General features: G+C 35.6%; 19 protein-coding genes. 13 read left to right on the forward strand and 6 right to left on the reverse strand.

The features are described from left to right. Positions 1–249: 249 nt before the first annotated feature. Complete coding sequence (locus TR08_RS03795; protein ID WP_045515845.1) at positions 250–441, forward strand: hypothetical protein; 192 nt, start codon at positions 250–252, stop codon at positions 439–441. Positions 442–479: 38 nt separating this feature from the next. Here the strand turns inward: TR08_RS03795 and pdxR are convergent, their stop codons facing one another. Beyond that, positions 480–1,919, reverse strand: coding sequence for a MocR-like pyridoxine biosynthesis transcription factor PdxR (gene pdxR / locus TR08_RS03800; RefSeq protein ID WP_045515846.1), 1,440 nt, complete (start codon positions 1,917–1,919; stop codon positions 480–482). Between the two features lie 145 nt (positions 1,920–2,064). Further along, positions 2,065–2,391: a hypothetical protein gene (locus TR08_RS03805; protein ID WP_045515847.1), complete on the reverse strand. Its 327-nt coding sequence runs from the start codon at positions 2,389–2,391 to the stop codon at positions 2,065–2,067. A gap of 586 nt (positions 2,392–2,977) precedes the next feature. Between TR08_RS03805 and TR08_RS03810 the strand changes: the two genes are divergently transcribed. Further along, positions 2,978–3,691, forward strand: a complete 714-nt coding sequence (locus TR08_RS03810; protein ID WP_045515848.1) for a vanadium-dependent haloperoxidase — start codon at positions 2,978–2,980, stop codon at positions 3,689–3,691. A 61-nt stretch (positions 3,692–3,752) separates the two neighbouring features. On the opposite strand, the gene TR08_RS32355 is transcribed toward TR08_RS03810, so the two are convergent. Next, positions 3,753–3,908 carry a hypothetical protein gene (locus TR08_RS32355; RefSeq protein WP_193747668.1) on the reverse strand — a complete coding sequence of 52 codons (156 nt, stop codon included), beginning with the start codon at positions 3,906–3,908 and terminating at the stop codon, positions 3,753–3,755. A gap of 363 nt (positions 3,909–4,271) precedes the next feature. On the opposite strand from TR08_RS32355, the gene TR08_RS03815 reads away from it, so the two are divergent. The 6 genes from TR08_RS03815 (at position 4,272) to TR08_RS03840 (ending at position 9,145) form a co-directional block, all read left to right on the forward strand. Then, positions 4,272–5,051: a hypothetical protein gene (locus TR08_RS03815; protein WP_045515850.1), complete on the forward strand. Its 780-nt coding sequence runs from the start codon at positions 4,272–4,274 to the stop codon at positions 5,049–5,051. A 369-nt stretch (positions 5,052–5,420) separates the two neighbouring features. Beyond that, positions 5,421–5,981 carry an AAA family ATPase gene (locus TR08_RS03820; RefSeq protein ID WP_045515852.1) on the forward strand — a complete coding sequence of 187 codons (561 nt, stop codon included), beginning with the start codon at positions 5,421–5,423 and terminating at the stop codon, positions 5,979–5,981. A gap of 32 nt (positions 5,982–6,013) precedes the next feature. Next, positions 6,014–6,535 (forward strand): GNAT family N-acetyltransferase, encoded by a 522-nt coding sequence (locus tag TR08_RS03825; RefSeq protein WP_045515854.1) that lies wholly within the window; start codon positions 6,014–6,016, stop codon positions 6,533–6,535. A gap of 190 nt (positions 6,536–6,725) precedes the next feature. Next, the gene (locus tag TR08_RS03830; RefSeq protein WP_045515855.1) at positions 6,726–7,856 is read left to right on the forward strand and encodes an MBL fold metallo-hydrolase; all 1,131 of its coding nucleotides are present in this window, start codon (positions 6,726–6,728) and stop codon (positions 7,854–7,856) included. A gap of 149 nt (positions 7,857–8,005) precedes the next feature. Further along, positions 8,006–8,581, forward strand: coding sequence for a cupin domain-containing protein (locus tag TR08_RS03835; RefSeq protein WP_045515857.1), 576 nt, complete (start codon positions 8,006–8,008; stop codon positions 8,579–8,581). Positions 8,582–8,689: 108 nt separating this feature from the next. Continuing rightward, positions 8,690–9,145, forward strand: a complete 456-nt coding sequence (locus TR08_RS03840; RefSeq protein ID WP_045515858.1) for a MarR family winged helix-turn-helix transcriptional regulator — start codon at positions 8,690–8,692, stop codon at positions 9,143–9,145. A gap of 42 nt (positions 9,146–9,187) precedes the next feature. Here TR08_RS03840 and TR08_RS03845 read toward each other — a convergent pair whose 3' ends face one another. Further along, positions 9,188–9,691 carry a CarD family transcriptional regulator gene (locus TR08_RS03845; RefSeq protein WP_045515859.1) on the reverse strand — a complete coding sequence of 168 codons (504 nt, stop codon included), beginning with the start codon at positions 9,689–9,691 and terminating at the stop codon, positions 9,188–9,190. 129 nt (positions 9,692–9,820) lie between these two features. Between TR08_RS03845 and TR08_RS03850 the strand changes: the two genes are divergently transcribed. Then, complete coding sequence (locus TR08_RS03850; RefSeq protein ID WP_370576268.1) at positions 9,821–11,293, forward strand: DHA2 family efflux MFS transporter permease subunit; 1,473 nt, start codon at positions 9,821–9,823, stop codon at positions 11,291–11,293. Between the two features lie 172 nt (positions 11,294–11,465). On the opposite strand, the gene TR08_RS03855 is transcribed toward TR08_RS03850, so the two are convergent. Further along, a complete protein-coding gene (locus tag TR08_RS03855; protein WP_045515862.1) occupies positions 11,466–11,918 on the reverse strand; it encodes a CBS domain-containing protein in 453 nt (150 codons plus the stop codon). Positions 11,919–12,114: 196 nt separating this feature from the next. Here TR08_RS03855 and TR08_RS03860 point away from each other — a divergent pair, with 196 nt between their 5' ends. The 4 genes from TR08_RS03860 (at position 12,115) to TR08_RS03875 (ending at position 17,951) form a co-directional block, all read left to right on the forward strand. Then, positions 12,115–13,275, forward strand: coding sequence for a DUF4317 domain-containing protein (locus TR08_RS03860; protein ID WP_045515863.1), 1,161 nt, complete (start codon positions 12,115–12,117; stop codon positions 13,273–13,275). 156 nt (positions 13,276–13,431) lie between these two features. Then, complete coding sequence (locus TR08_RS03865; protein WP_045515865.1) at positions 13,432–14,655, forward strand: AraC family transcriptional regulator; 1,224 nt, start codon at positions 13,432–13,434, stop codon at positions 14,653–14,655. Positions 14,656–14,878: 223 nt separating this feature from the next. Beyond that, on the forward strand, positions 14,879–16,996 hold the full coding sequence (locus tag TR08_RS03870; protein WP_045515866.1) for a glycoside hydrolase family 3 protein: 2,118 nt from the start codon (positions 14,879–14,881) through the stop codon (positions 16,994–16,996). Positions 16,997–17,165: 169 nt separating this feature from the next. After that, the gene (locus tag TR08_RS03875) at positions 17,166–17,951 is read left to right on the forward strand and encodes a DUF2935 domain-containing protein (RefSeq protein WP_045515868.1); all 786 of its coding nucleotides are present in this window, start codon (positions 17,166–17,168) and stop codon (positions 17,949–17,951) included. 114 nt (positions 17,952–18,065) lie between these two features. On the opposite strand, the gene TR08_RS03880 is transcribed toward TR08_RS03875, so the two are convergent. Next, on the reverse strand, positions 18,066–18,533 hold the full coding sequence (locus tag TR08_RS03880) for a GreA/GreB family elongation factor (protein WP_045515870.1): 468 nt from the start codon (positions 18,531–18,533) through the stop codon (positions 18,066–18,068). Between the last annotated feature and the right edge of the window lie 451 nt (positions 18,534–18,984).

Raw genomic sequence — 18,984 nt, forward strand, 5'->3', positions numbered from 1 at the left:
AAAAATAGTGAAGGGACTGATTCCTTCACTATTTTTATGCTATATTTTTCTATTTGTCATCAAGAATAAAGATATTGATTTCATTCATAATTCAAGAACAGTTTGAACAGAGAGAATAAGTAAGCGATAAAATTATCGTAGAATCGAAAGTGGATGGTCTAATTTTAGATGAAGTGGATGGTTAAGAATAGTTCCAGTTGCGCTATTATTAATTAGTAAATAGCACTACTAAAAAATACGAGGTGCAGCATGGAGATAGTTTCAGTATTAGTCATTTTAATCTTAATTGTTGCTGTGGTTTCAACCCTAGTATTAACGGGGAAGCCTGATGAAAACTACAGCGGTTCCACAAAAAGGAATACAACCAATTTGACATTAATATATGTGGTGATTATTTTTATAGCATTAGTTTCCCTAGGGATCTACATTTGGTTGACTTAATCAATGGTTAAAAGGATCAGAATAAATCCTGATCCTTATCATTTCTTTAAAACGGCATCAAGAGCATCTGCAAACCTTCTTATTCCTTCATTAATATCTTCTTCTTTTTCCCGTGAAAAGGTAAAACGAACAAATCCTTTCTCAGATCCCATTGTTGATCCAGGGACATAGATGACTCCTCGTTTAATGGACTCTTCTAGCAATTGAATTTCATTAAATTCATTTTTTATCCTGCACCAGATATGAATTCCGCCTTTAGGAATATAAAAATCGACCTGTTCAAATAAATAGGTTTGTAGGCTGCTGACAATTTGATTTCTTCTACTTTCTAACTGATTTACTAAATTTTTTATATGAGATTCAAAATACTTGGAACCTAAAAAATCATTTGCAATCCATTGTGTGTAACTGGCATGTCCAAAATCAACTTGTTGCTTGGCATCCGATAACCTTTCGATTACCGCTTTTGGTCCTATAATCCAGCCTATCCTCAAGCCTGAAGCAACGATTTTTGTTAGTGAGCTAATATACAAAACATTCCCAAAGTGATCTAATGATTTAAGGGTTTGAATTTTTTCTCCTGTAAAAGATGTTAAACTATACGGATCATCTTCCACGACCGGAATTCCATACTCAGAAGATATTTCCAGGATTTTTTTTCGCCTATTTTCAGCCATTAAAGTACCTGTGGGATTTTGAAAAATAGGATTTAAAAAAATCATCCTGATTCTGTGTTTTTTATACAATGCAGTGATATCATTTGGGTTTATTCCATCCTGATCTCCTTTTAAATAATAGGTTTTTATTCCTGCTGATTTAAATACTGGCAGATTGTAATGATAGGAAGGATTTTCGATAGCTACTGCATCTCCTGGTTTTAACAAGCATTGAACAACCAAATGCAAAGCCTGCTGTGCACCTGATGTAACTAAAATGGATGATGGATTCGTTTCTATACTGCGAAACTGTTTTACATGGTTCGTAAGGGTTTGGCGGAGGACCGCATTACCTTGTGGATGATCATATCCTAATGATCCAATAAAGGATCTGTTCGAAGTAATCTCTCTAAATGAGCTCATCGGAAAAAGATCCTGAGATAATTCCCCACTGGCTAAATTAATTAGGTTATGCTCTGCCATTTCTTTGTGTATTCTTTGGGTTACAGGCAAATTAGGCAGAAACGAACCAGCCTCAATGTACCTGTTCCAACTAGGAATCCGTTTTTTGGAAATGCCCCAAATATCTTTACTGACTGTTGTTCCGCTGCCTCTATTTCGATCGATTAGCCCATTTGATTCCAATTCGTCATAAGCTGCGATCACCGTGCTTCTGTTTATTCTAAGCTCTTTAGCCAAACCTCTTTCAGAAGGCAAAGGTTTATCATGCGGAAAAGTACCATCCGAAATTCCGCTCTCAATAAATAAAGCAAGTTGTTTATAAATAGGTATTTTTGACTCTCTATCTGGTTTCCAATCCATTTGATACATCCTTTAATTTAAGTCTCTTACTTACTATTGTATACTTTTCTATTTAATAATTCATTTGGAGAAATCAATTTAAGTACGATGGAAGGGATACTAGGGGGGTGTAGGGGGAAAGCGAAGGTTTAATAAAGGTAAGCACCTAAAAGTGCTTACCAATTAATACTTCATCTAGAGAAAGGACTCTATGTTTTAACTCATTATTCGAATCTAAAAAACCTATAACCATTTGATTAGCTTCTGTTATGGTCGCATATCTGAAATGTTCATTCCCATTTATGACAAAAGCTATTTCCGGTATTGCCTCCATCTTCGCAAAGACATATTCAGTGTACTCAAGTGGTAGAAAATCATCTATTCCTTCTGGTGGTCGACCAACCCATTTAAACAGGAAGTCTTTGATTGAAAATTGCTCAATCATCGATAATGTTTTCTTGAATGTTAGCTTATCTACGGTAACTGTGTTCAACTTAATCACTCCTTAAATAGTAGGTAAAGTTTATACTCTCAAACTCCTAACATCAACTCTATTACAGTGACAGTATTTTTACATTTTGATTGCGGGCATAGTTTAACTTAACATTTGTAAATTGATGGTTTTTTTCATAAAAGATTAAAAGTGAACTAAATATTGAAAAGTCATAGCGGAAAGTCACTATGAGAGGTCTATAGTGACCCAAATGTAGAAATTCCAAAGCTAACGGTCTTCATGACCATTCAGCGGATACAACAGGAGCTTCTATATAGCTGTCAATCTTGTCTGTTCTCGTTAGCCTAATAAAGATCATAATACAAACCAATCTTATTACACCAAACATAATCGAGATGGCGAAAGTTGGAACCCATTAACTAATAATGCTCTATAATGTTTATTTTTCAAAATAGTCATATACGACTTAACTGGTTTGGAAATACGGACTTTTTCTTTCACCGCAGGTGACTTTTTCTAAACTGGTTTAAGGTTTTGTCCATTTGGTATGTGGAAATATGGGTCATTTTTCATTTTCATTTATCATAAATAACAAAGAAAACGTTTGAAAAAGGAGGGATGATGTATGCGAGCAAATTACAGAAGGTGGTCAGAATATCCTTACCAAGGGGAAGAAAATCCTCCTCTAGGATCCCCAGAACCGAGAGATTGGCCGATGTTTTTTATAATTAGACAAAGGGACAATATTTTCTTAGACCCTTTTCGTCAGCGTATTAATTGGAAAATTAAAAATCCTAATAATATTAATTGGGAAAAAGAAATGCCCATAGTAGTGGCAACATTAAAATCATTAACGCCAAGCCAAATACAGATTGCAAAATATTGGGGAACGGTGCAGATAACGGAGAGAATTTCTACTATGACCTGTGATTTAGCTGACAAGCATAGGCTAGGATCACCGGATCTAGCCAGGGTATTAGGATTTCTCCATGCTTCATTAAATGATGCATTTGTTATTACGTGGTATTTTAAATACCTTTGGGACGTAGCACGTCCAAACCAATATGGCATTAAATTATCTCCTGTTTTGTCGACCCCTCGTTTTCCATCCTATCCTTCTGCACACGCTACCGTGGCAGGTTGTGCAGAGGTTGTATTACGTTACTTTTTTCCAGAAGAGGTATCTGAAATAAAGGGGAAAATGGAAGTAAGTGCACAATCTCGTTTATATGCGGGCGTCCATTTTAAAGTAGATAACGATGAAGGATTAGATTTAGGCAGACAAATCGGAGAAGTCGTTGTAAAAGTCTTAAGAGCGCAAAATGTTCAATTAAGGTAATAAAAATGCGATGCTAAAAGGGGCATCGCTTTTGCATATATTGACTAATATTTTTAAACCTTTAGCTAGGGTCGTTTTCATCTAAAGTCAAAGCAGTTACATTCGTGGATTCCCCGTTCTCAATTTCCTCCTGAGTGGCATCTTGATTTAATATATCCTCTGTATTAATGCCTTCAGCAAGAGTTGGTTCTCCTTTGGAATATGTATCTTTTTTCATAACAGTCACTTCTTTCAATTGATTTTGTGTTAAAAATAACACTGAATTTATTGTTTACAAAAAGTGAAAAGAAATTCTATTACTGCAAAAGTAAGTTATAAAAACAGTATTGGAGAAGTATCAGAACACCTTCGGCTGATGTAGCTTATTATGATGAAAATTCAAACTTATTTTTATATTTAAAGGGAGATTTTAACAAATTAGTATTCTTCTAAAAGCAACATGTGTACACTAGATATTGGGAGCAATGTTTGTTATTATTATGTGTTTTACCAATCGATCGACCAAAAAACTTCATTTTATGATGCAAAGTTTTATTATTTAATGCTATTAACTCTTTAACTTAGTCCCATGGAGGATGCAATGATACTTATTCAGAAACAAAACCTATTAAAAATCATATCGTATTTGTTTACAAAGCTAGCTGGTGCAGGATTTACACTTTTCTTGTTTTTTACATATTTATTTCTTGCATCTGGATTTGATAAGTATAAATTTGTTGAATCCATTTCGAGTTGGAACATATGGATCATTATTTTTGGTTACGGTGTTATTTGCTCCATGATGATTGATTTCTTACAATGGAAGATACCTAGAATCAATAACAGGATAAAAGTTCTCCTTTATATTGTTGCAGGATATTCGTTTTTTCTCATAATGGGTATCAATGTATTTGCATTTATTGCAGGAACCATTGGAGCATTGTGTTCACTACTATTTTATTTTGGAACGTATCTGTCTGACCGTTCAAAAGGTACTAAATTTGCATTTGCCATTCTTGTACCCTTATTTTTTATAATTCTACTGAATGTTGATTTTACAGAAAAGGTTAAGTGGAATGAAGTGAGAGATGATTCATCCTATACAGCAAGTTTTGAATATTTTAATGGAAAACATGAAATCCCCATTAAAGTTCAGGCCAATCAAACTGCCATCATTTCGATTGAATTTATCAATCAAAATGGGGGAGGTCATGGGTATCATGTTCTAAACGAGAAAGATAAGTTGGTCGGAATGACAGAAGTGCAGGAAGGGACTATGAAGGTTAATGCTGAAGATACGGGTGTATATCGAGTGGTTGTAAAAGGAGATGATATACGAGGCAGATTTACCGTAACGTGGAAAATAGATAAAACCCATTAATAGAGCAAATTGATTTTTAGTTCGTTTTATATAATAACATAAGGATACGCTGTTGATTCCGACAACAACAGCGTTGTTAATAACGTATGGTTTTTATAAGATGCCTTTTTACCAAACAAACGGGATTAATCTCGAAGTCTTTTGAATATAACTTGGATACTCACCTGGAAACAATCCTATCAAGGCTTTTTCTTCTATGTTTATACGATAACTGAACACAACGATAAAAAAGAACTAAGCAAATAAAGACACAACCCATGTAATTAAAAAAGTCCAATACCAATTAATGTTTACATGTAAAAGAAGGAATATTGTAATAGAGATAGAATTTATTAACTTCGTAGTTTATGGATATTTTAGGAGGATATTATGAAATTTGTTTTAGTATTTGGTCCACAGGCTGTTGGCAAAATGACGGTAGGGCAGGAATTAGCTAAAATAACCGGTTTAAAGCTTTTTCATAATCACATGACGATTGAAATGGTTACTCCTATTTTTGATTTCAGTACAAAAGAAGGTCAAAGATTAGTAAGCTTATTTCGGCGAGAGATATTTGAAGCAGTAGCAAAAAGCGATCTGGAAGGTTTGATTTTCACCTATGTCTGGGCCTTCAACCATCCATCTGATTGGGACTATGTCAATGAAGTCTGTGAGATTTTTGAGTCAAGAGGTGGCATTGTTTACTTCGTCGAACTTGAGGCAGATCTGGATGAAAGATTGGAACGAAATAAAAGTCCTCATCGACTGGAGCATAAACCGACGAAAAGAAACATTGAATGGTCTGAAAATAATTTAAAGAAGTCGTTGGAAAAATACAGATTGAATTCCTTAGAGGGTGAAATTTCAAAAGAAAAATATATCAGAATTAATAATACGAACATGAGTGCCGAAGAAGTAGCGAAAGTCATTAAAGAGAAATTTCAGTTATAAAAATCTTTGGAATTTTAGAAGAGGAGAACATTATGAAGACTAACTTCATCAAATTAACAGAGCCTACCCAAACGTTTGTTGAGGTTTTTAATCGTTGGGATAACGATCCCGTATTAATCCCGTTGACACGCCCAAACCAAAACAAGGCTGCATTGGAACACCGTGAGACCATGACCCTGGATGACGTAAAACAAAGACTAGTTCACCATCATACATACCTGATTTATCTCGATGACCAATTGGTCGGTGAAATGAACTATATGGTTGATCCGAACCATCTATACAAGAAAGAGGCAGGAACCGCATGGATTGGCATTACCATTGGAGAGCCTGAAGCCCGTGGAAAAGGGATCGGTTTTCATGCGATTCAATTCTTAGAAGAAGAGATTAAGAAGGATGGATTCAATCGTGTTGAATTGGGAGTGTTTGAATTTAACACACAGGCACAAAAGCTGTATGAAAAGCTAGGCTACAAGGAAATCGGCCGAATCGAAAATTTCACTTATTGGGCTGATAAAATGTGGTTTGATATCCGCATGGAGAAGTATTTATAAAGTTAAAAATACTTTTTAATAAAGAGTGCATAAAACATGACCAACATTAAAACATTAGACACTCCAACCTTGCTGCTACCTGTTAGTAATTTGATAGATACCCCCTAGTCAGATATGATAGAAGAAGGAAGCAAGGGGTAATTCAACTAGCTAAAGAAATGAGCATATGGAAGGGAGAACAACAATCATAATGATCTATCTACTTGTTATTTTGGTTGTGTTAACAATTAGTATCATTCTTTTTGTAAACATGCACCCCTTGTTTGGAGGAAGCATTAGTAACAGTGATCGTGAGCGGTATCGTTATTTCGATCATTATAAGAATGGTAAATTTGTTAATCAAAGCCCCACGGAAATGAAGATGGGTGTTTCTACGATTCTTTCGTTAATGAAAGATTCAATGTCAGGAAGAAAGGATCGCAAACCAACAAACCTCATTCCAATTTCTCTCGATTGGAAAAAAATAAAAAGTAACGAGGATAGCTTGACTTGGTTTGGTCATTCCACTTTCCTTTTAAATGTAGATGATAAAAAAATACTAATTGACCCGATGTTTGGACCATCCCCATCACCGGTACCTTTTATAGGCAGCAAGCGTTACAGTAAGGATTTGTTAGATGTTATTGATGAGCTGCCTCCAATCGACGCAGTCTTGATAACCCATGATCATTACGATCATTTGGACTATGCCTCGATCATAAAATTAAAAGAAATAGTGGGACAGTTCTTTGTGCCACTTGGTGTAGCTGCTCACTTAATCAAGTGGGGTGTAGATAAAGAAAGAATCAGTGAATGTAACTGGTGGGATGAACTTGAATGGCAAGGATTATCGATCGCTTCCGTTCCATCGCAGCATTTTTCCGGCAGGGGAGTGCTTAATCGAGATACAACGTTATGGAATGGCTGGGTGATTCTTGGAAAAAACAACAGAATCTATACCAGTGGTGATGGCGGATATGGACCACACTTTAAACAGATTGGTGAAAAATATGGACCATTTGATCTTACCTTAATGGAAGGCGGGCAATATGATGAGCGGTGGTCAGCGATCCATATGCAGCCAGAAGAGTCCGTCCAGGCTCATCTAGATGTAAGAGGTAAATACATGATGCTGATTCACTGGGGGGCATTTACGTTGGCTTATCATAGCTGGACAGATCCAGTAGAAAGAGGAATACGTGCAGCCGAAGAAAAAGGAGTAAAAATAATTGCTCCCAAAATAGGGGAGACCGTATTTCTTACGGACAGCTTGCCAGAACCAAAAGACTGGTGGAATTTGTACAATACTAGGAACTCAATTGAAATGGAATCAACAGTTTAATTGTAAATTTTTATAGGAAGTGGTTGCGAAAAAAGCAGTCGCTTTTTTCTTTTTTCAGAGTATATACAAAAATTAACCTATGATACGAAGTACCTTCCCTTTTCAAAACGAATAGGATGAATGGATAAAAGGTGAAGGGATTGAGAAAAATGTACTATGTTCCTTATACGTATCCATACCCATACCCTTACTACAGCAATGATCCGATGTATTTTGATGGGAGAGGAATGCAGCATATGTATTGGGGATATCCTCCTGAGGTAGAGTATGCTGAGCCATATCGTTATTGGCAATCATTAAATGAGGCAAGAAGAATTGAGTTAAAAGACTATGGAAAAAAACCATTTGTAGTAAATATCGAGGAAGCAACGAAACAAAACAATACCTATCGAACTGCTTTATGGACAGGAAGCCATCTGCAAGTTACGCTTATGAGTATCGACGTTGGGGGAGACATCGGTTTAGAAGTTCATCCTGATGTTGATCAATTCCTACGAATTGAAGAGGGGCAAGGGATCGTCCAAATGGGCGATTCAAAAGACAATTTAACTTTTCGAGAAAGAGTGTATGATAATTATGCCATTATGGTACCGGCCGGTACATGGCACAATGTAACCAATACGGGCGATAAACCACTTAAACTGTATTCCATTTATGCACCACCTAATCATCCTTTTGGTACTGTTCATCGGACGAAAGCAGAGGCAATGGCTGCTGAAGAATAACATGATTAGTAGAAGGATAGGACCATATGGAATTTCTATTCAAGGATATTGGATGTCAACCAAATTGACATCTAATATTCGTTTTTGTATAGTAGGGGGGTGTAAATTATGATTGGAGTGAATCAGTTGATCCCAACCTCTGAATTACAAAGTTTAGATTTGATTGACCTTTTAAGCGAACGCCATAATTTGGTCCGTAGAATCTCAGAGAAAGCATGGAACAATCAAAGTGAGATTCATATTTCTAATTCGGAATGGTATATCATGGCTAGAATTTATAAAAAACAGCCCAGCATTTCGTATATTACAAAAAACGTAGAAATTTCTCGTCAGGCCATACATAAGTTTATCCATAAGCTTTCTGAAAAAGGATTAGTAGAAGTCAATAATGTTGAAAATAACAAGAAAGAAAAATGTATACGCTTAACAGCTTTAGGAGAAGAATGCTACGAGAAAAATGAGGCTCTAAAAGCCCAACTTGAGAAGAAAATTGCCGAAAAAATAGGTACTGAGCAAGTAAAAATTCTTAAAGATCTATTAAAGTTAGATTGGGATATTCAATAGGAGACCAAAACCCCCGCTTTCGTCAAAAAAGCAGGGGTTTTTCTAATTTATTCCCTTAATTAACCTTATTACCATTTCATTTATTTCTTCATAAGAGGTATTTAGAGATATTGCTAATTCTTTAAACAATATATTTTGTGAATTGATCATTAGTTTACGGTCTTGTTCATTCAGTTTTTTATCATGAAGTTCAGCATCAATTTGTTTTCGCATTAGTGTATTTATTACTTTAGCAATCACTTTTCTCTCACCCGTGTTTAGAATATCGGAGTACAAATGGAGACGTATGTTCGGTTTATCATACCATTCTACCCCTGGATATTTAAATGATTCCAATATTTCATGGGCTTCATCTTTATGGATTAGATCAAGCATGGCTACCTTATCATTATTTACAGGGATACTGATGGTTAAATGATGCTTATTATCCATTGGATGTAATACATAATATTTTTTTGTAATCCCTGAAAAGGTTTTTTCACAAATATCATTAATTTTACAAATGCCATGTGCGGAATAGATAACCAAATCTCCAATATTAAACATTTGATCACTCCCATTTAAATCGTCAACTAAGTTGATGATAACGCGAAAAAAATATTTTGTCAACCAAGTTGACAATAGGAAAAAATTTTTGATATATTTAACAGGTTCATTTTTATCGCGGTCAAATTCATGAAAAAGGAGAGTAATATGAGTACACAAATTCAGGTTAAGAGTCCTAAAACAATGGCATTTATCTTAATGTTGGGTGCATTTATTGGATTATTTGGGGAAACAGCATTAAATATGGCATTATCAAACATTATGGAACAATTTTCTGTACCAGCTGCAACTGCACAGTGGCTGACAACAGGATATTTATTAGTATTAGCGATTTTAGTGCCAGTCTCAGCACTATTAATGAAATGGTTTACGACAAGACAATTAGTGATCGGGGGGCTGATTATTTCGTTGTTAGGAGCAATTTTAGCAGCGTTAAATTTCAGTTTTAGTATTTTATTACTCGGTCGTGTAGTACAAGCAATCGGAACAGGTCTTTTATTACCGGTCATGCTGAGTGTTATGCTGCTTATTTTCCCAATTCAGAAACGTGGAGTGGTAATGGGGCTTATGGGTCTTGTTATTACTTTAGCTCCAGCCTTAGGACCAACACTTTCAGGGGTCATTATTAGTACGTTAAGCTGGCCATATATTTTCTGGTTCAGCGCAATTGCCTATGTGTTATTGATCATGGTTGCTGTGGCGAAAATTGCCAATGTTTCGGAAATTACGAAACCTAAAATCGATGTTCCGTCGATTCTTTTATCAACAATTGGTTTTGGTGGTTTAATTTTTGCTTTGAGTACGATGGCTGAAGAAGCTTTTTCATCACCTAGAGTATGGGCACCTTTACTTGTAGGGATTATCGCTCTCATTTTATTTGGTATTCGTCAAAATAAAATGGGTCAGCCAATGGTTAATTTACGTGTCTTTAAGTATCCAATGTTCACATTAGGAACATTGACGATGTTTCTTGGTATTTTAATCATTTTATCTACAGGGATTTTATTACCAATGTATTTAAAAGGCGCTTTATTATTTAGTGCTGCGATGGCTGGTTTATTATTACTACCTGGAAATGCCGTCAACTTTATTTTGTCACCGATTGTAGGAGCTCTATTCGATAAAGTTGGAGCACGTCGTTTCACCATTATTGGCTTTATCTTTGTCGTGATTGGGAATATCGTTTTTCTTTCCACTATTTCAAGCGAAACACCTGCATGGCAAGTTGTAGTTGCGTTTATGATTTTATTCTTTGGGTTAACAATGGTTATGATGCCTGCACAAACCAATGCAATGAATCAATTACCACGTGAGTTATATGGTGATGGCTCAGCAGCTATGAATACATTGAATCAAGTAGCTGGAGCAGCTGGTACAGCAATCGCAATTACGGTATTTACGAGTGGTCAAAACAGTTATGTAGTTGATTTTCCTAATGCCACTCAGCCAGAAATATTAGCTGCTGGTATAAAATATGCCTTCTACTTTATTACAGGAATTTCGGTAATTGGATTATTAGGTTCTTTCTTTGTAAAAAAACCAAGCGAAATAAAGGAAAAATCTCCAGCTACGGTGAAAACAACAGAACCTATAAGCAGGTAGTAAAACAAATAAGTATCTTTTAAATAGATAGAACGGATTCAAACATGGTAGAAGTAGATGAAAGTCATATGGAAAATCATTAACCTTTATAAAAAAACTAGGAAAATATCAAGAAACCATTCGTAAAAGTGTATTTTTACGAATGGTTTCCTTTTTTATTAGAAGATCTTTTTCATGATGAAATAATCTTTTTCGAAATATTTTTGATAATGTCTCCTCTGCTAAGTACACCAATGACACGACCAGCTCCATTGACTACAGGGAGTTTTTTGAAATGATGACGGGATAATAAACGGATTGTCTTATCAAACTCTTCATCAGGTGATACGTAGAGGATATTTCTTTTGGTCATAATATCTTTTACGGGTGTATCCAATTTTTCTTGTATTACATCCTCGAGTTCTCCGTCCTCAATAATATAAACAAGACCAGCAATACCAAGAGGTTTTGGAGCTAGGTACCGTAATACGTCTCCATCAGATATCATACCTACCAATTGATCTTTATCATCCACAACTGGTACACCGCCAATTCGGTTAGAATTGAGGATATTTAACAATTCCTTCACAGTATTCGAAGGTTTTACAGTAAAAACTTTTGTAATCATGAAGTCTCTTACCCTCATAACAAATCCCTCTCTTCATGTTGCAATCGCATACATTCTAATTATATTAATATTTTAACATTAAATGTAACACTCCTTTTAATGATAAATTTGTCAATTTTTACTTTTATAACAAAGCAATTTTTCAAAAGTAGAGTTATCAAGTATTCCTAATTTATACTTTGAACAGTATAATCAGGGATGGGAGTTGAGATAAATGAATGCAAAAGACATAGCTAATATCCGAAAGCAGTTTAAATTAAACAATGATCTTATGAAAATTCGAGAAATCTTAAATGTTTATGTTCAGAAAGAGTCAGGTGAGATTTATCACTCAGTCATTTCACCATTTGAAATGTTAGAACAGGAGTCGCAAGAATTATTTTTAATGAATTTCAAAAAGGTTTTGACAGGAACTCTCGATGCCAAATTATTTGAGTTGAAATTTCAACGGGATGTGGAAGATAACACCCAAATGATCCTCTTTGATGGATTGCAAACTGATACCACCGATGATTGGATTGAATATATGCACCAAATCGTTGGGAAAATGTTTGCTCATACTGTTTATGAATTTGATACTGTTGTAACGTTTATACGTGGAGAATATCGAAAAGCGACGAAGAAACGTGATCCAGAATCCGAAGAAGGCGGAAATGATGAAGTTTATTCCAACGAGTTTATTCTCTGCAGTCTCAATAAAACCGATCAGCCGAAAAAAGCTTTGGTGTTTGATTATATCGAAAGAGAATTCAGATCGAATAACGCCTTTGATCCCATTATTAATTTAGCACAACCGTTGTCAGGCTTTTTGTTCCCTGCTTTCAATGACAACGCTGCAGATGTGAACCATATTCTTTATTGTGCAGGAAAAGCGAATCAACCAAATGAGACATTTATCGACCAGGTACTCAATTGCGAAGAAATCATTACCGCATTGGAAGAAAAGGATAGCTTTGAATTAATCCTGAATAAGGTAATCGGAGACACAGTAGATTCCCAGGTCATTTCTAATGTCTATGAGGAAATTGATAGGGTGGTCCAGGAGAATAAAGAAAATGAAGAAAGTGAAGCCCCTAAGTTAGATTCTCGGGACATCGAACGGATTTTAACAGTAAGCGGAGTCGAAAATGTAGATACTGCTAAAGTGGAACATGCTTTCAAAGCGATCGTTGATGACGAAAAACATGAGCTAAAAGCGAGCAATTTAATTCCTAAATCGATAAAAATTGAAACAAAGGTTGCAAATTTAACCCTCAGCCCAAAAGACTTGAAACATGTAAAATATATTATGTTCCAAGGCAAACGTTGCCTAATGTTGGAAATCGATGATGATGTAGTCGTGGAAGGATTCCGACTAGAATCAGAAATAATGTAATGGTTTTTTAGGACAGGTTCCTTATTAACATGAATTTATGTTGGTACTCTACAATTGGTAGGGACCAACTTTTTTGTTTTATAGGACAAATTCAGGCTAAACGAAGGACAGGTAATTTTGCTTGAAGAAGATTATAATCTAATGGAGGTGTTGAAAGTGGATGAACTGATAAGTAAATGCTGGCAAATTAAAAATGCTTTTAATATAGGGATACAAGTACTCGACAATCAATTTAAAACGATTTTACATATTTCTGATGATCACGAACCCTTGGTTATTATTGAAACTCGAAAAAAAATGTATTTGAATCTTCAACATGCATTAGTAAAGGCAGATAGAAATAGTTTTTGTTATTATACGGATTCTTTTCAACTATCGTATATGGCAGTGGCCATTCAGGAGGATGAGCTTCATAAAGGAATGGTGGTGGTTGGACCTTTTCTAAATGACAGGGTGACGGACAATTTTATCTGGAAAGTAATGAAGGACAATCGACTTGAAAATAATTGGTTGAAGCCATTAGAGCTGTTTTATAAATCATTAGTCAATTTAGCACCATCATACTTAGCAATCGGCGATTTAATCGTAAATATACTAGTAAACCCACACATTAAATCCCAAATCATAACAACTAAAAACGAGGATGAACAAAATTGGGCGGATATCCAACCACTGGAATATGATCAGGATGGTATGGAGATTAAACTAAGGTATGAGGCAGAAAAGAAATTGTTGCATTTTATTGAAATAGGGGATAAAGAAAATGCCAGGAAAGCAATATTTGAACATGCTGGTGATTTTTCATATAGGGTTCCGGGAAATCCTTTGCGAGCGAGAAAAAATCTTACCTTTTCAGGTAATACTATGTTTAGGATTGCTGCTTCGAAAGGAGGGGTAGAACCACAATATTTACATGCGATTTCGGAAAAATATGCACTCAAGATCGAGGGATCAGTGTCTATGTCCGAATTAGAAGCCTTGAACTTCAGCATGGTAGATGAATATTGTGCTGCGGTTAATAATTTTGCTATAAAAGGGCATAGTCCGGTTGTAAAGAAAGCTTTAATGTATATAAATCTCCACTTTAATGAATCGATTAATTTGCAATCAATAGCAGATGAAATAGGGTTTAATCGAACCTATCTAGCAAAGAAATTTAAAAATGAAATGAATCTAACAGTGATTGATTATATACAAAGAAAGCGAATTGATGAAGCAATCTTTCTCATTGAACTAGGAAGGTCATCTATTACAGAGATTGGTATGCAAGTAGGTTTTAGCAGCTATAATTATTTTTGTAAAGTATTTAAAGATATAAAAGGAATGACTGCTTCGGAGTATAAAGGAAGCAATCAATTAGGAAATGGGGCAAATGCATAAACGCGTGGCCTCCTTTTTTTTCGTCTATTATTTCCTCAATTATTAAAAAATATTTTAAATTAGCGTGCAATTTTATATAAAAGACTACAATAATGGGTGTGAAAACGTAATCAAATTGCTAATATTAATTCTAGGGGATTAATAAAGATAGATCTATTTCCAAATGATTCAAAATATATCAATCATTAATTGATGTGGCGAACAATTTTAGGAGGCATTTGAATTGAACCATAAACAACCTGAATTAGAAGTCAGAGTTAAGAAAATCATTGAAGTGGATGGGTTAAAATTTAAAGATTTGAATAATAGTGGGAAACTAGAACCTTATAAAGATTGGCGTTTAAGTCCGAAAGAACGTGCGGATAACTTAGTCTCATTGATGAATATCGATGAAAAAGTCGGCATGATGCTGATCAATACCCGTAAAATGGGTCTTTCTCAAGAAGATAAGAGTAAGACCAGTCATAATGGCGTGCTAGATGAAGCGATTGTGGAAAAAGGTGAAAACATTTTTGCAGTTTTAAAAATCTATGGAACCTCACATACTATTGAAAATATGCATTTACGACACTTCATTCATAGAGACAATCATAGTCCGGCCGAAATGGCAGAGTGGATCAATACGATGAATGAGGTTTGTGAGGGTACACGTCTTGGGATTCCTTGTTTAATCACATCCAATTCAAGAAATGAAAATGGTGAATCCATTTTCGGTATGAACGATGCAGTTGGGATATTTTCTACATGGCCAGGTACATTAGGTCTTGCTGCCGCGGCTAAAGGCGATATTAAAAATGGCGGTGACGCATCGCTAATCAGCCAATTTGCCGAAATCGCACATGATGAATGGGATGCGACTGGAATTAGAAAAGGATATATGTATATGGCGGATACCGCCACAGATCCTCGATGGCAGCGCACATATGGTACGTTTGGGGAAGATCCGGAATTTATTTCTGATGCTATCGGACGCATCATTGACGGGTTCCAAGGAAAGACGGTTGGTAAACATAGTATCGCGATGACAACGAAGCACTTCCCTGGCGGCGGAGCAAGGGAAAATGGATTTGACCCGCATTATAAAGAGGGGAAATGGAATCTTTACCCAACAGCTGGAAGCTTAGAAAAGTATCACTTGCCACCGTTCCAGGCAGCGGTTGAACATGGGACATCTTCAATCATGCCGTATTACTCCATTCCTAGTATCAAGAAAAGTGTCGTTCAAGAATTCGAAGGGGAAGACATCCCGTTTGAAGAAGTGGGTTTTACCTTTAATCACTATTTCTTAAAAAATATTCTGAGAGATAAGCTAGGGTTCAAGGGCTATGTCAATAGCGACAGCGGCATCACTAATAAAATGGCATGGGGCGTTGAAGAGTTGACCGAGGCTGAACGTTTTGCGAAAGCGATCATCGCTGGTACAGATCTTGTTGCGGATACGAATGATATTGAAAATCTGAAAAAAGCGATTGAAAATGGCTGGATTAGCAAAAAGCGCATAGATGAAGCCAATGAAAGGCTGCTTACCGAAATGTTCGCCTTAGGACTTTTTGATGATCGTACTTACGTTTCACCAGAAAATGCAACTACGGTAGTTAATACTCCTGCTCACTGGGAAGCTGCATATGAAGCTCACAAGAAATCGGTAACGATCCTTAAAAATTCACAACAGACCTTGCCCCTAACAGCAGAAAAGCTGGATGGTAAGAAGGTTTATGTAGAAGTTTTCCACAAGGATTCGGAAATCGCCACTTCTTACACGGAACAAGCAAGAAAAGAATGCGAAGAGCTTGGCCAATTTACGTTAACTGAGAATTATGAAGAAACAGACCTTGCGATATTATTTTTACAACCAAAATCTGGATCTTATTTCAATGCGACACCAGGACTGTTAGAGCTTGAATTATGTGAGAATAAAACTTTAAAAGCTTTAGATGGTTCTGAGTATCAAGAAACGACATTGAGTGGTTTAGATCATCTAAAGGAAGTATGTGACAGTATCCATAATCGCGGTGGAAAAGTCATTATCAGTGTGAATATCACCCTGCCGTGGATACTTGGAAATGTTGAACCCTTAGCAGATGTGTTGATTGCTGGATACGATACCTTCTTTAAGCCACAATTTGAGGTGATTGCAGGTGATTTTCAACCAGTAGGCGTGTTATCTCTGACATTACCAGCAAGTGAAGCGGTTATTGCAGTTGATGAAAATGGTGATTGTGTGTCGAGAAATGATGTCCCAGGCTATGACAAGGACAAATATATGCCTGAAGGAATGCAATATGCTTATAAAGATAATGATGGTAATGTCTATAAACTTGGTCATGGACTAACATATTAATAAAATGATCTAAAAAAGCTAAGGTGAATTGCCTTAGCTTTTTTTCATTTCCTAAACAGCTGAGATTATATGGTTTAAAATAGTACAAGTTACTATAGGAAAATAGGTAATAGGAATAACATCCATTTCATATACATGGCAAGGAAGTGTATAGTTAAGGAGGGACAACATGGCAGCAAATCCGATTGTTGCTAGATCATTAGACGAAATAAAATTTTGGTCTAGGATTATGAAAGAACATTCTTTATTTTTAAGTCTTGGCTTCACATATGAACAGAAACAATTAATTGAGGAAGCGCAGCAGTTTTATGCTTTATTTGAGAGAATCGAGGAGAAGTTATCTAGATTTACAGTGAATTCTGATCCACGTCAAGTTCAAGCTTTTAATACTGAAGTTTATCAAGCAGCAGCAGCCATTTATGGGTATAAAAGGAAGATATTAGATTTAACGCTACGCTGTCAAATCAGGCACAACAATTTTCCTTTATTAGTTGACCATATTAGTAGAGAAGCAGCTTATTTTGCAAATCGGTTAAAAGAATTAAACGAAGGAAAATTAGTACCAGCGCCCGATGAAGTTATACAAGAAAATGTATTTTTCTTAAAAATTATGGCCGACCATGCAAAGTTTATCGGACACCTTTTAGATCCATCAGAAAGAAAATTAGTTGACCAAGCGAGAGAGTTTAGTCATGATTTTGACCAATTATTGTTTCAAGCCGTTGATTTGGATTATATGCGGCCACAATCTGAAACAAAACCATTATTAAGTCATTTTTTAAACCAAAATAAAGTATCCGTTGCTTCTTTAAGAGACTTCAAGAAAACAGCACGAGACTTAATTGAAGCATGCCGTATCAAGAGCAACATTCACCCGCTCTTAGCTGACCATACATTTAGGGAAGCGGAGAGATTCCTAGAAATCATCGATTTTTTTGAAGCTAGTCTAACATAAAATAAACTATAAAAACAAACCTTCCACTTAACAATAGTGGAAGGTTTGTTTTCATTTCTTCAGCTGTTTTATTCTTACTTGTTCTTTTGTGGTAACGCCTTCAAACGCGCTGTCTCAAGCTTCTTTTGTCCTTATTTCATGATTTAAAAGGTGCCCAACATACGAAATTTCTTTGATCGTAATCAATAGTTCCCCGGTTGGAATGTTTAATGGTATCTTTTCACCGATATTCTTAAAAAGAAGCTGCCTGCCTACCGGAGATAAGAAGGAAATATAGCCCAAATCCGGATCAGACTGTTCCGGGTAACAAATTACATAATCTTCAGTTTCGTTTTCCTCATCGTACAAAACCGTGACCTTTGTCCCGATAAACACTTTCGGAAAGAATGAAATATAATCATTTCTTTGATTTATTTTTAATAAGTCCTCAACCTCTAGTACGTATAAATTAAAGAAGTGTTTTAATCGTTCTTGAATAGGGGTTGATGAGATATAGAGATTCGTTAACTCCTTGATGTTTTCATCAATAAAATTTAACTGTTGAAGGAAGAAGTCCTTGTTATGATGTAAACTATGGTTCATAGTAGATAACCCCCAAGCTTGGATTAAACTTTTTGCAAAACTTCATTAATTTTTTCATTTTTACTCCTCCTAAATATAAAAATAATACCTTCCGTACAAGAAATCAGATAACCAACGGTAATATTGGCGTTATCTGCATTTCTGTACAATAAAGAGGAATATGCCCCTTTATCTAATGGAAGATATTAGTATTATTTTACCATACATAAACAGAAATATCATGAATACCAATCAATTGTTATTTTAAATTAGCTCCAATGAGATTCAATCAATTAAAAAACAGCCTCTTATAAAGGAGGGCACTGAAAAAGTCCGCTTTTAACAATCAGGGGGTCAATTGCTCGATATTAGTCGAGCGATTGACCCACTTTTGCTTTATACTAAAGATATCAATGTGTGTAGGTGGTATCGAAATGATTTCAAATCAAGAAACCCTCAAACTTAGTCCGTT

The organism is Neobacillus niacini (genome assembly GCF_000759675.1).
GTDB classification, from domain to species: domain Bacteria; phylum Bacillota; class Bacilli; order Bacillales; family Cytobacillaceae; genus Neobacillus; species Neobacillus niacini_A.